At 65.4% G+C, this 12,683-nt stretch carries 13 protein-coding genes; 7 read left to right on the top strand and 6 right to left on the bottom strand.

All coding sequences use genetic code 11. The features are described 5' to 3' along the window. Window positions 1–43: 43 nt before the first annotated feature. Window positions 44–694, bottom strand: coding sequence for a phosphoribosyltransferase (locus ACPFL9_RS13000; RefSeq protein WP_426003142.1), 651 nt, complete (start codon window positions 692–694; stop codon window positions 44–46). Between the two features lie 86 nt (window positions 695–780). Here ACPFL9_RS13000 and ACPFL9_RS12995 point away from each other — a divergent pair, with 86 nt between their 5' ends. After that, a complete protein-coding gene (locus ACPFL9_RS12995; RefSeq protein ID WP_426003140.1) occupies window positions 781–1,194 on the top strand; it encodes a MarR family transcriptional regulator in 414 nt (137 codons plus the stop codon). A 23-nt stretch (window positions 1,195–1,217) separates the two neighbouring features. Here the strand turns inward: ACPFL9_RS12995 and ACPFL9_RS12990 are convergent, their stop codons facing one another. The 5 genes from ACPFL9_RS12990 to ACPFL9_RS12970 all read right to left on the bottom strand — a co-directional run bounded on the left by ACPFL9_RS12990 (window position 1,218) and on the right by ACPFL9_RS12970 (window position 6,008). Next, complete coding sequence (locus ACPFL9_RS12990) at window positions 1,218–2,045, bottom strand: alpha/beta fold hydrolase (protein WP_426003138.1); 828 nt, start codon at window positions 2,043–2,045, stop codon at window positions 1,218–1,220. A gap of 1 nt (window position 2,046) precedes the next feature. After that, on the bottom strand, window positions 2,047–2,376 hold the full coding sequence (locus ACPFL9_RS12985; RefSeq protein WP_426003137.1) for a biotin/lipoyl-containing protein: 330 nt from the start codon (window positions 2,374–2,376) through the stop codon (window positions 2,047–2,049). Continuing rightward, window positions 2,369–3,439, bottom strand: coding sequence for an alpha-ketoacid dehydrogenase subunit beta (locus ACPFL9_RS12980; protein WP_426007563.1), 1,071 nt, complete (start codon window positions 3,437–3,439; stop codon window positions 2,369–2,371). Before ACPFL9_RS12980 ends, ACPFL9_RS12985 begins: the two co-directional genes overlap by 8 nt. 4 nt (window positions 3,440–3,443) lie before the next feature. Next, complete coding sequence (locus tag ACPFL9_RS12975) at window positions 3,444–4,484, bottom strand: thiamine pyrophosphate-dependent dehydrogenase E1 component subunit alpha (protein WP_426003136.1); 1,041 nt, start codon at window positions 4,482–4,484, stop codon at window positions 3,444–3,446. Between the two features lie 138 nt (window positions 4,485–4,622). Continuing rightward, a complete protein-coding gene (locus ACPFL9_RS12970; protein ID WP_426003134.1) occupies window positions 4,623–6,008 on the bottom strand; it encodes an amino acid permease in 1,386 nt (461 codons plus the stop codon). A 177-nt stretch (window positions 6,009–6,185) separates the two neighbouring features. On the opposite strand from ACPFL9_RS12970, the gene ACPFL9_RS12965 reads away from it, so the two are divergent. From ACPFL9_RS12965 to ACPFL9_RS12940, 6 genes are all read left to right on the top strand, one after another. Beyond that, entirely contained in the window at window positions 6,186–6,659 is a 474-nt protein-coding gene (locus ACPFL9_RS12965) for an Lrp/AsnC family transcriptional regulator (protein WP_426003133.1), read from the top strand. Window positions 6,660–6,761: 102 nt separating this feature from the next. Then, the gene (locus tag ACPFL9_RS12960; protein ID WP_426003132.1) at window positions 6,762–7,481 is read left to right on the top strand and encodes an NUDIX hydrolase; all 720 of its coding nucleotides are present in this window, start codon (window positions 6,762–6,764) and stop codon (window positions 7,479–7,481) included. Next, complete coding sequence (gene nadA, locus ACPFL9_RS12955; protein WP_426003131.1) at window positions 7,478–8,785, top strand: quinolinate synthase NadA; 1,308 nt, start codon at window positions 7,478–7,480, stop codon at window positions 8,783–8,785. Before ACPFL9_RS12960 ends, nadA begins: the two co-directional genes overlap by 4 nt. A 64-nt stretch (window positions 8,786–8,849) precedes the next feature. Then, a complete protein-coding gene (locus ACPFL9_RS12950; protein ID WP_426003130.1) occupies window positions 8,850–10,613 on the top strand; it encodes an L-aspartate oxidase in 1,764 nt (587 codons plus the stop codon). After that, complete coding sequence (gene nadC / locus ACPFL9_RS12945) at window positions 10,606–11,484, top strand: carboxylating nicotinate-nucleotide diphosphorylase (protein ID WP_426003128.1); 879 nt, start codon at window positions 10,606–10,608, stop codon at window positions 11,482–11,484. The genes ACPFL9_RS12950 and nadC overlap by 8 nt, the downstream gene beginning before the upstream one ends. Beyond that, entirely contained in the window at window positions 11,481–12,644 is a 1,164-nt protein-coding gene (locus ACPFL9_RS12940) for a cysteine desulfurase family protein (protein WP_426003126.1), read from the top strand. The genes nadC and ACPFL9_RS12940 overlap by 4 nt, the downstream gene beginning before the upstream one ends. Window positions 12,645–12,683: the final 39 nt, after the last annotated feature.

The raw sequence follows: 12,683 nt of genomic DNA, 5'->3' as shown, positions 1-12,683 counted from the left end.
ACTCCGGCGGACAGCCGACGGGAAGGGGCATGGTCCGGCAGGGCTATGCCCCTTCCAGTTGCTTCATGACCTCAGCGTCCGTCAACTGTTCAAAGTGCTCATAGAACGCACCGACGGCGTTGAACTTTCCGGGGATGTGCAGTGCGTGGACGAGATCGCAAACCCGGCCAAGGGATGTTGCAGCTTCCAGGGAAGCGACCGGAACGGCAGCCACCACCGTTCGAGCCCCGGCCGAGCGCACAGCCTCCACGGCAGCCCGCATGGTAGCTCCCGTGGCCAGGCCGTCGTCCACCAGAATGGTGGTCTTGCCCCGCAGATCGTGGTCTACACCCGGATATTCCCGCGCTCGCCGGACCAGTTCGGCCCGTTCGTGAGCTTCCACGGCCTCCAGCGCAGCTTCACTGATGCCCAGTGCCTGGATGTGGTCCTTCAGCGGACGGTTGATGAGGCGGACAACGTCCCCCTGGCTCCAGGCGAGGGCTCCGAAGGCAGTTTCGGACCGGCCGGGGATGCCCAGTTTGCGGACGAGGACCGCACCGAAGGGCAGGTAGAGAGCGGAGGCGGCTGCCGCTGCGAGGGGAACGCCTCCCCGGGCCAGTCCGAGGACCACCGTATGGGGCCGTTCCCTGAACTGGGGGAGTCCATCAGCCAGGCGCTGCCCGGCCTCCGCCCGGTCCCTGAACCGCATGCCCATCTATCCCACTTCCACGTTGTCCGGCGCTGCTTCCAGCCTATCGTCCCATCCTTGCCCGGTGCGGGATCCGCTGGAAGCATGGCACTGTGGACAAGCCCATTGGTTACTGGATCAAAAAGCTGGACGCCGCACTCGAGGCGCAGTTGGACTACACGCTGGCCCGGATCAAGCTCAGCCGCGCCCAGTGGCAGGCGCTGAATGCCCTGGGCGAAGCACCCTTGCGGCCCGAGGAACTTGACGCCGTCCTGCGGCCGTACTGGACCGATGCCGCCCACCAGCGCGAACGCGACCTCGCGGCGCTGGTCGGCAGGGGCTTGCTGAGCATGATGGACGAACGCCTCGTCCTGACGGAGCGCGGACGGGAAACCTACCACCAGGCCATGCGGCTGGTGGAGGCCACCAGGCAGGATCTGTCCCTAGGCATCGGCATCGACGAATACGCCATGGCCGTCAGCGTGCTCCAGCGAATGAGCATCAACGCTGAGCGGCTGTCCCGCTAGTCCGCCGCCCCCAGGCTCCCGGGCTAAACGCCCAGGAACTCCACGGCCGCGTCCTTGAATGCCCTGCTGGTGACCACATTAGTGTGCGTCCTGCCCGGAATGACGAGCGTTTCCACCAGCGCTCCGGCTTTGCCGGCAATGGCGGCCAGCCGGGGCATGGTGAGGGCACGCTCGTCCTTGTCCCCGGCAACCAGAAGGATGGGCAGGTGCGGCGCCGCCTCGGCCGGGTCAAAGGGCTCGCCCTTGATGGCCTCGATAAGGGACAACATGGCGAACAGGTTGTTGCTGGGCAGCATCGCCGCCATCTTCAGCAAGCCCGCAGTGGACTCGTCCTCAATGGGCGTTCCGTCGGCCAGGTACTTCTGGGCGGCTGCGAGGTCGAAGGCGGCCAACGGATCCTGGGCGCTGGGGCCACCGAGCACCAGCCGGTGCACCAGGTCCGGTTGCGTGGCAGCGAACTCCCAGGCGAGCCGGGAACCCAACGAATATCCGATGATGTCCAGGCCGGTGGCAGGGTCTCCATCCCGCAGGGGGCGTGCCCCGGCGTCGATGGCGATCTGAAGCAGGTCGGCCCGGATGCGGCTGGGGGTGTAGGAGTCCAGGTCCTCCGGGGAGTGGCTTCGGCCGTGGCCCGGGAGGTCGACGGTGATCACCCGCCTTCCGGCTCCCTGGAGCGTTGCCACCCAGCCGCTGTCAACCCAGTTGAGTTTGCTGGAGGATGAAAAGCCGTGGATCAGCAGGACAGGCCGAAGCCCGGCGTCGGCGGCAGGTTGGTGGACTTCGACGAACAATCCTGGATCGGTGCCTTCGACGGTGTGCCGCTGTTCCACGGTGTGCCTGCCGGTCATCATGTCAGTCCTCATCGGGTACGGCGCTCAGGCGGACCCGGCGCTTGGGTGCTTCGTCCTTCGGAACAGTGCCCACGATCCCGGCGGTGTCATCCGGGACCTCGAACACAATCAGCGGTTCGCCGACATTGATGGTCTGACCCGGCTCGCCGTGAATACGCACCACTTTACCCGCCTGCGGGCTGGGCAATTCGAGGGCCGACTTGCTCGTTTCCAGCTCAACGAGCGGCTGGTTGCGTTCCACCTGTTGGCCCGGTTCCACGAGCCAGTCCAGCACGGTTGCTTCGATGAGGCCTTCGCCAAGGTCCGGTAGGGGAAAGGACAGTTCAGCCACGGCGATACTCCAGTACGCGTTGGATCCCATAAAGGATGCGGTCGATGTTGGGGATGTATTCGTCCTCCAGGTCGCCGGAGGGGTAGGGCACGTCGAAGCCGGTGACGCGTTCCACCGGCGCCTTCAGTGTGTCGAAGCAGTGCTGCGTGATCAGTTGGGCGACTTCGGCGCCCAGGCCTGAGGTCAACGGAGCTTCATGCACGACGACGGCGCGACGCGTCTTGGCGACGGATGTCGCCAACGCCTCTGCATCGATGGGCTTGAGCCACCGCAGGTCCAGGACTTCGACGTCGATTCCGTCCTCAGCGGCCAGTTCGGCCACTTGCAGGCACCGGGCCACCATGGCACCCCAGGCCACCAGGGTGAGGTGGCGCCCCTCCCGGACGATCCGGGCACCGGTCAGGTTCCCGCCGGGGTGCGTACCGGCGTCGTGGGTTCCGCTGTCCGGGGCCGTGGCGGTGGTGAGGTCCACCGGACCTTTCTGCCAGTACCGGGACTTTGGCTCCATGAAGATCACCGGATCCGGCCTTGTGGCTGCGTACTTAAGCAAGTGGTAGGCGTCGTGCGGCGTAGAGGGTGAGACGACTTTGAGGCCGGGAACATGCGCGAAGAGGGCTTCGAGGCTTTCGCCGTGGTGCTCGGGGGCGCGGATGCCGCCAAAGCTGGGAACGCGGAGCGTGATGGGCATGGGCAACGTTCCGCGGCTGCGGTAGTTCATCCGGGCAATCTGGCAGATGATCTGGTTGATGGCCGGGTAGGCGAAGCCGTCGAACTGGACCTCGGGAATCGGGTGGTAACCGGCCATGGCCAGCCCCACGGACATGCCGAGGATGCCGGATTCGGCCAGCGGGGTGTCGAAGACCCGGTCTTCGCCGTGCCTGGCCTGCAGGCCGTCGGTGATCCGGAAGACGCCGCCGAGCTTTCCGCAGTCTTCGCCGAAGACCACGGCCTTGGGGTTCTCCGCCAGGACGTCGTCCAGGGCGCGGTTGAGGGCTTGCTGCATGGACAGCAGTTCCACGGTGCCGGAAGCGGCGCGCGGAGCCGCGACAGTGGTGGCAGTCATTGCCTCAGGCATGGTCGGATTCCTTTCGCCACGCGGTGGCCTGGTGCTGCAGTGCGGGTGTGGGTTCCTGGAAAACCAGGCTGAACATCTCGGCCCCGGGACGCGGTCCCAGGTTCTCGATGGCCGTGCGGATCGCTTCTTCTTCCTCCCGGGCCTGGCGCCCGGCCTCCGCGAAAAATGCTTCGTCCGCCACGCCGTCGGCCAGGAGTGTCCGGCGGAACCGTTCCAGGGGGTCCTCGCCGGCGTCGAGCCGTTCTTCCTCAAGGGAGCGGTATCGCCCGGGATCGTCCGCGGTGGAGTGCGGTCCGCGGCGGTAGGTCATGGCTTCGATGACTACGGGCCCGTTGCCGGAGCGGCAGTGCGCCAAGGCCGAACGCGTGGCTTCGTACACGGCCAGGACGTCGTTGCCGTCCACCTGGATGCCCGGGACACCGTAACCGGCGGCGCGGGCTGCAACGGAACCGCCTGCTACCTGTCGTTCGGTGGGTACGGAAATGGCCCAGCCATTGTTCTGGACAAAGAAGACCACGGGCGCCTTCATCACCGCAGCAAAATTCATGGCCTCGTGGACGTCGCCCTGGGAGGAAGCGCCATCCCCAAAGTACGTGATGGCGACGCCGGACCCGCCGGACAGGGTCTGGCCGTGGGCCCAGCCGACGGCGTGCAGGACCGACCCTGCCACCACTGCCTGGATGGGAGCGAAACGGGATTCCACGGGGTTGTACATTCCGCCGTGCCACGTTGCCTTGTGGGTGGACATATAGCCCACCATGTCCACGCCCATGGCCCGGGCCACGCCCATCTCACGGTAGGTCGGAAAGACGAAGTCCCGGCTCAGGTCCACGGCGTAGCCGCTGCCGACCTGGGCCGCTTCCTGGCCGAGCTCCGGCGCGTAGCCGGGAATGATTCCCTGGCGCTGCCAGGCGACGGCGGCCGTGTCCAGGTGGCGGACGGATGCCATCAGCGTGTAAAGCTCGCGCAACTGGTGGTGCGTGAGCGGGGCCGCGTCATCCTCGACGGCGGCAATCACAGGAATGCTTGTCATGGCTGTGACAGTAATCACCAAAAGTGGCGGTGCGCAATCAGCCCAGTTTGAAGCAAACACATTGTACAAACTGAAGAGAAAAAGAGGCTCCTTGCAGAACAAACAGCAAAGAGCCTCTTGATTTCATCTGACAAGCCGCTACTTGGCGGTGCTGCCAACCTTCCCGGCCTTCGCGCGGGCGTTGAGGAAGCATCCGAGGGCGATCACAAGGATCAGAGCCGTGGTGCCGAACAGCTGTACCGCACTTTCCGGGTTCGCAAAGCCAACAGCGAAGATGATTCCCAGCAGTACCAGTCCCACGATGGTCAGGACCGGGAAGCCCTTCATCCGGAGCGGAAGTTCCGTGCCGTCGCGGTCGGCGCGGCGGCGGAGGATGAGCTGGGACACCAGTGCCGTACCCCACACCACCAGGCAGGTGGAGCCCACGAGGTTCAGGAGCGCCGGGAGCACCATTTCGGGGAACAGCAACTCCAGGACGGTTGCGGCGAACCCGAACGCCACGGAAATCCCGACGGCGGCAACCGGCACCTTGGCGCCGCTCAGCCGCGACAGGAAGCGGGGGGCTTCGCCACGTTCGGACAAGGAGAAGATCATGCGGGACGCGCCGTACAGGTTGGCGTTCAGTGCCGAAAGCAGCGCTACGACGGCCACCAGGGTGATCGCCGCGCCGGCCCCCGGGATGCCGGCCAGGTCCAGCACCCCGGCAAACGGGGACTTGAGGCCGTCGGAGCCGACGGGGAGGACCGCTGCAATGACGAACACGGAGCCGATGTAGAAGACGAGGATGCGCCACACCACCGTGCGGATGGCCTTACCGACGCTGTGGGCGGGGTTTTCCGTCTCGGCGGCGGCCACGCTGACGATCTCGGTGCCACCAAAGGCAAAGATCACCACGAACAACGCCGCAGCAATGCCGCTGAGACCGTTGGGGGCGAAATCTGCGAAGCCGGACAGGCCGGGGGATGCGACGTTGGGAAGCAGGCCAAGGAGCAGGGCTGCGCCGATCAACAGGAAGATTACGATTGCTGCCACTTTGAGGATGGCGAACCAGAACTCGAATTCACCGAAGTTCCGGACTCCCACCAGGTTGATGCCGGTGAAGACAACCATGAACACCAAGGCAAGGACCCAGACCGGAATGACGGGCCACACGGAGTACAGCAGACCGGCTGCGCCCAGGGCCTCAGCGGCAATGACCACCACCAGCTGCAGCCACCAGAGCCAGCCGATGGTGCCACCGGCCGTTTTGCCCATGGCTTTTTCCGCATAAACGGAGAAGGCGCCGCTGTTGGGGTTGGCCGCTGCCATCTCGCCCAAGGCCCACATCACCAGGATGGTCAGGGTTCCCGCCACCAGGTAGGAGATGAGGACTGCGGGACCGGCTGCCTGGACCCCCGCGCCGGAGCCCAGGAACAGCCCGGCTCCGATGGCGCTGCCAAGGCCCATCATGGTGAGCTGGCGTGGCTTGAGTGAATGGCCGAGGCCGGGCGCAGTCGCAGGAGCCGCGATGGACTTCGTTGTCATACGTGTCTACCTTCTATGGATTTCATACGTGGTTGTGCCGCGCCGGCCTCTTGGGCCGGGCAAGCGGAGCGTCGACGACGCAGCAAGAGCCGTGGAATAATTCTCGCAGTTTGTAAGATACATCACTTTTCACAGTAGCGATGTGATGGGTATGGCTCCCCGGGGACAGGAACTTTGATGCTGGTCGATGCTCTTGATGCAAAAATTGTACGTTTCTTCACGGATTCGCCGCGATCCTCCGTGCTGGAGGCATCCCGTGTGCTGAAGGTGGCACGGGCAACGGTGCAGTCCCGGATTGACCGGATGATTGAAAACGGTGTCATCGGTTCCTGGGTGCCGCAACCGGACCCTGCCAACTTCGGCTTTCCCGTGGTGGCCTTCTGTTCGGTGACCATCACGCAGGAAATCGGGCATGACGCCATCATTGAGAGCCTCAGTGCGATCCCGGAGATCATAGAAGTCCATACGGTCACGGGGAACTCGGACCTCATGGTCCGGATTGCGGCCCGCTCCAACCCGGATATGCAGAGGGTGCTCGATGCCATGATTGCCACTAAGTCGGTGGTCCGTTGTTCATCGGTGATCGTCCTCAACAGCCACATCCAGGGACGCACCCTGCCGCTCATGGAGTCGGCCGCCAAGCCTGTGTGACGAAAAGCATTTTGCGCTTGGCCTCCCGAGTCGTACCATTAGTTCTAGTCAATCTGACTTTAACTAAACCGGAACTGATGGTTCCAGCGGCGAAGAAGCGAGGTGAACGCCGTGAACGTCAACTCAGCCAACGTCGCAGAGCGGCGGCTCGCACCGCCGTCGTTGGCCATATCCACGGTCATTTTTGCCCTCAGGCCCAGCGAGAAGACCGGGCGCCCCACCCTTTGGCTGCCGCTGGTCCGCCGCATCCGTGAGCCGTACAAGGACCAATGGGCGCTCCCGGGCGGGCCGCTGTCCCACGATGAGTCCCTTCAGGACGCAGCCTCCCGGAACCTGCGGGAAACAACGGGCCTGGCTCCGAACTACCTGGAACAGCTCTATGCATTCGGCGGAGTGCACCGCTCTCCGAGCCAGCGCGTGGTGTCCATTGTGTACTGGGCGCTCGTCCAGCCCACCGAAGCAGCCCTGGCGGACGAATCCGAAAACGTGAAGTGGTTCCGCGCGGACAGGGTGGGCGAGCTCGCCTTCGACCACAACGCGATCGTGGACTACGCCCTCTGGCGGCTCCGCAACAAAATGGCCTACGGGTCCATCGCCTACCACCTGCTGGGGGAGTACTTCACGCTCGCCCAGGTCCGTGAGGTCTACGAAGCCGTCCTGGACCGGCAGTTGGACCCGGCAAACTTCCGCCGCCACATCAAAGCCACACCGGACATCGAAGAAACCGGTGAATACCTGCAGGGCGGAAAACATCGTCCGCCACGCCTCTACCGCTTCACCGGCACGCCCGGCCTCGGGCCAGACAACAGGAGTACACCATGAGCAGCGTCAACACTGCCGTTCAGCTGATCACCCGCGAGGAAGCCGAGAAGGGCCTTTCCGCTGCCGGAGCCACCTGCAGCCCCGCACTCGCGAAGGGTCCGTGGGAGTACGACCTCGCCGAGGCCCTTGCCGGAGTCCCGGCGTACGGCCCGGGTGCCTCCAGCGCCGACGTCGCCCCGCAGGCGACGCCACGCCAAGGCCAGCTCCCCGAAGAGTACAAGCTGGCTTCCGAGGCCGAGCTCGACCAGCGCATCCGCGCCGCGAAGGAAACCCTCGGCGACCGTGCCGTGATCCTGGGCCACTTCTACCAGCGTGACGAAGTGGTGCAGTACGCGGACTTCGTGGGTGACTCCTTCCAACTCGCCAATGCCGCCCTCACCAGGCCGGACGCCGAGGCCATCATCTTCTGCGGCGTGCACTTCATGGCCGAGACCGCGGACATCCTCTCCACGCCCGAACAGGCTGTCATCCTGCCCAACCTGGCCGCAGGCTGCTCCATGGCGGACATGGCGGACGAAGACTCCGTGGAAGAGTGCTGGGAACAGCTGGAGGAGATTTTCGGAACCGACGCCGATGAGCACGGCCGGGTGCCGGTCATTCCCGTCACGTACATGAACTCCTCCGCCGCACTGAAGGCTTTTTGCGGCCGGAACGGCGGAATCGTCTGCACGTCCTCCAACGCCAAAATCGTGCTGGAGTGGGCCTTCGAACGCGGCCAGCGGGTGCTGTTCTTCCCCGATCAGCACCTGGGCCGCAACACCGCCAAGGCCCTTGGTGTTCCGCTGGAGCAGATGCCCATGTGGAACCCGCGCAAGGAACTGGGCGGCAACGAGGCCCGGACCTTGCAGGACTCACGCGTGATCCTCTGGCACGGATTCTGCTCCGTGCACAAGCGCTTCAACGTCGGCCAGATCGAGAAGGCCCGCCAGGACTTCCCGGGCGTCAACGTGATTGTGCACCCCGAGTGCCCCATGGAAGTGGTGGACGCGGCAGACTCCGCCGGTTCAACCGACTTCATCAAGAAAGCCATCGCAGCAGCCACCGAACCCACCACGTTCGCCATCGGCACCGAGATCAACATGGTGAACAGGCTCGCCGCGGAGAACCCGCAGCACACCATTTTCTGCCTTGACCCCGTCATTTGCCCGTGCTCCACCATGTACCGCATCCACCCCGGCTACCTCGCCTGGGTCCTTGAGGAACTGGTGGCAGGACGCATCGTCAACCGCATCACCGTGGACGACGCCGTGCAGGACAACGCCAAGATCGCCCTTGAGCGCATGTTAGCCGCCAAGCCTGCATAAACGTGCGCCGTCAAGCACGGCACAGGAATACCGGTTCACCGCAACTAGCCGAATCGAGTCCCACATGACCTCGACACACCTCCCGTCGAGCCTTTCCGGCCCACCCGCGCAGCGACTGATTGTTGTGGGGAGCGGCATCGCAGGCCTCTACGCCGCGCTGCTGGCCGCGGAGGCGGGCGCCGCCGTCGTCCTCCTGACCAAGGGCACGTTGGCGGACAGCAACACCTGGTTCGCCCAAGGCGGGATTTCGGCGGTCCTGCCGGAACCAGCCCCAGGTGACACGGTGGCCGCCCACATCGCCGACACCCTGAAGGCCGGCGCGGGCCATTGCGACCCCGAGGCCGTGCGGGTGCTGTGCACCGAGGCCCGACTGGACATGGTCGGCTTGGAACGCTTCGGGGTGCGTTTCGACCTGGACGACGACGGCGACCCCGCCTTGGGGCTCGAAGCCGCCCACTCGGCGCCGCGCATCCTGCACGCCGGTGGGGATGCCACCGGTGCCAAGGTGGCAGCTGCGTTGATCGGGAGCGTCCTGGAGTTCGAGGCGGCAGGGCGCATCCGCGTGGTCAGTGGAGCTTTCGCCACCTCCTTGCTCCGGACAACCGGTCCCGAAGGCCGCATTTCCGGTCTGACCTACCTGCACGAGGGCCATGAGGTTGCCCTTGCCGCGGACGCCGTGCTGCTGGCCACCGGCGGTGCCGGACAGCTCTTTGCGCAGACAACCAACCCCTCGGTTGCCACCGCCGACGGTCTGGCCCTCGCGTGGCGGGCCGGAGCTGCCGTTGCAGACCTCGAATTCTTCCAGTTCCACCCCACCTGCCTGGTTCCCCAGGCCGGAATGCAGCATGCTGCCGCAGGCGCCGACCCCCTGCTGATCTCTGAAGCCGTCCGGGGTGAAGGGGCCGTCCTGGTGGACGCCAACGGCCAGCGGTTCATGGGCGATTACCACCCCGACGCCGAACTCGCCCCGCGCGATGTGGTATCCCGCAGCATCGCCCTGCACTTGGCCGCCCTCGGCGACCCCAACGGACACGTCTACCTGGACGCCACGGTGATCGAGAAAGAACGCGGCGAAGGCTTCCTTGAGAAACGCTTCCCGACCATCAGCCACCGGACCCGGCAATCCGGTATCGACTGGACCACCGAACCCGTTCCGGTAGCGCCGGCAGCGCACTACTGGATGGGTGGGGTGGTGACGGACCTGTTCGGCCGGACGTCGGTGCCTGGTTTGTACGCCGCAGGTGAGGTTGCGTGTACCGGTGTGCAGGGCGCCAACCGACTGGCCAGTAATTCCTTGCTTGAAGGGCTTGTGTTTGCGCGGCGTGCCGTGGCGGGGTTCGTCTCCGGCGACCGCGGCGCTGCAGGCCCCTCGGCGCCTGCGCTCGCGGCTCGCACCGGCGATCGCCTCGCAAGCTCGGCGGCCGGTTCGGCCGCTCACGCGACAACGGCGCTTTCGGGGCCTCCAGCACCGCTTGGTGCGGGCGGACTGCCTTCTCCTGCGGATTTCTCTCGACTGGCCCTCCAGCAACTTATGACTGCCAAGGCCGGGGTGCTCAGGAATGGAACTTTGCTGGCGGAAGCCGAGGCTGTTCTCGATGGCTGGGCTGAGGATGTTTTGCCCTTGGTCGGAGCTGGTTCCTTGGATCCGCGGGAGCACGAGGACGCCAATTTGCTGCTGGCCGCGCAACTGCTTGTGCGGGCCGCCCGGGAGCGGCGTGGGTCCCTGGGGGCGCACTACCGCAGCGACAGCGTGACCGAACCAGCCGCCGTCGACCATTTTGACAAGCGTTACACCATGAGCCGGAAAGCGAGCCTCGTCCATGACTAACCTGACCCTCCCCGCCGCAGCAGTCCGGGACATCCTGGAACGGGCCTTCGCCGAGGACGCACCCAACGGAGACATCACCTCGCAGCTGCTCATCCCCGCAGACGCCCGAGCCACCGCCGTCCTGAACGCGCGCGTTCCCGGTGTCCTGAGCGGCGGAACGGTGTTTCGTGACGCGATGAAGCTCATTGACCCGGACACTGACGTTGAGTTGCTGCTCGCCGACGGTGAAACGTTCGACGCCGGTACCCACCTCGCGCGGGTCAGCGGACGCGCGCGTTCAGTACTGCTGGCTGAGCGGGTGGGCCTGAACCTGGTCCAGCGCATGAGTGCCATAGCCACGAAAACTGCCGAATTCGTGCGCTTGGTGGAAGGTACCCGCGCCAGGATCACCGACACCCGCAAGACCACGCCCGGGCTCCGGGTGCTGGAACGCTACGCCGTGCGTTGCGGCGGGGGAGCGAACCACCGCTACAGCCTGTCCGACGCCGTCCTGGCCAAGGACAACCACTTGGCCGTCATGACAGGAGGAGACTCCGCCAAACTTACCGGGCTGCTGCTCGCTGCCAAGGACCAACTGGGCCACACCACCCACTTCGAAGTGGAGGTGGACCGCGCCGAACAGATCGAGCCCGTCCTTGCCGCCGGTGTGGATACGATCATGCTGGACAACTTCACCACCGACGAACTCCGCGCGGGCGTCAAACAGGTCGACGGCCGGGCCATGGTGGAGGCCAGCGGAAACGTCAACCTCCACACTGTCGCGGAAATCGCGGCGACCGGCGTGGACGTGATCTCCGTTGGCGGCCTCACCCACAGCGTCACTGCCCTTGACCTGGGCCTGGACGTTGAACTCGAACTGAACCAGCCGTGATTTTCCTGGACGCAGCTGCCACCACACCCGTCCGCAGGGAAGTGCTCCAGGCCATGTGGCCCTACCTCAGCGGTGAGTTCGGCAACCCCTCAAGCCACCACAGCCTGGGTGAAGCGGCGGCGACAGCGCTCGCGGGGGCGCGGTCCGCCGTCGCGAATGTCCTGAACTGCCGCTCCGGCGAGGTGACCTTCACCTCCGGAGGCACGGAAGCGGACAACCTTGCCGTCAAGGGCATCGCCTTGGCCCGGAAGGCCGCAGACCCGGCGTTGAACCGGGTGGTGATCAGCGCCGTCGAACATCCGGCGGTGGAGGAATCGGCCCGGTACCTGGAACGGGTCCATGGCTTCGCCGTGGATGTAGTGCCGGTGGACGGGGACGGGCTGGTCACACCGGAGGCCCTGCGGGCAGTACTTCGTCCGGAAACCGCATTGGTCAGCATCATGTATGCCAACAATGAGGTAGGAACGGTCCAGCCTGTGGCCCAACTGGCGGCGGTGGCGCATGAACTGGATGTCCCCTTCCATACCGATGCCGTCCAGGCTGCCGGATGGCTGCCCCTGGACACCAAAGCCCTTGGCGTGGATGCCCTCAGCCTTTCAGGCCACAAGCTCGGGGCGCCGAAGGGCTCAGGGGTGCTGTTTGCCAGAGGCCGGCTGCGCCTGGAGCCACTGGTCCACGGCGGTGGCCAGGAACGTGGCAAGCGCTCGGGCACTGAGAATGTGGCCGGAGCGGTAGCACTCTCGACGGCGTTGACGCTCAGCCACGCCGAACAAAGCACTGCGGCAAGCCAGGTTGCCGGAATGCGGGACCGGTTCATTGAAGCGATCCTCGCGAACGTCCCGGGAGCTGTGTTGACGGGGCATCCTGTGAAGCGGCTGCCGTCGGTGGCATCCTTCTGCTTTCCGGGAACCAGCGGCGAGTCGGTCCTGCTGGAACTCGAACGGCTCGGCGTGGTGTGTTCCAGCGGGTCGGCCTGCGCGGCCGGATCGGATGCACCTTCGCCGGTTCTGTTGGCGCTCGGCCTGGATCCTGGAACGGCGCAGACCGCTGTACGTTTCAGCTTTACCTCTGCCGTGACCGCTGCAGACCTTGAGCAAACAGCGGTTGCCGTGGAAACCGCCGTCGGGCGCGTCAGGAACCTGGCCCACCACCCCAACTAGGTCGCAGTTGTGCGCGTTTTGACCCCTCAAAACGCGCAC

Source organism: Paenarthrobacter sp. NyZ202, from assembly GCF_049860755.1.
In the GTDB taxonomy this organism is placed as follows: Bacteria; Actinomycetota; Actinomycetes; order Actinomycetales; family Micrococcaceae; genus Arthrobacter.
Note: the sequence above shows the minus strand (reverse complement) of the source record. Positions and strands in the feature narration are given on the sequence as shown.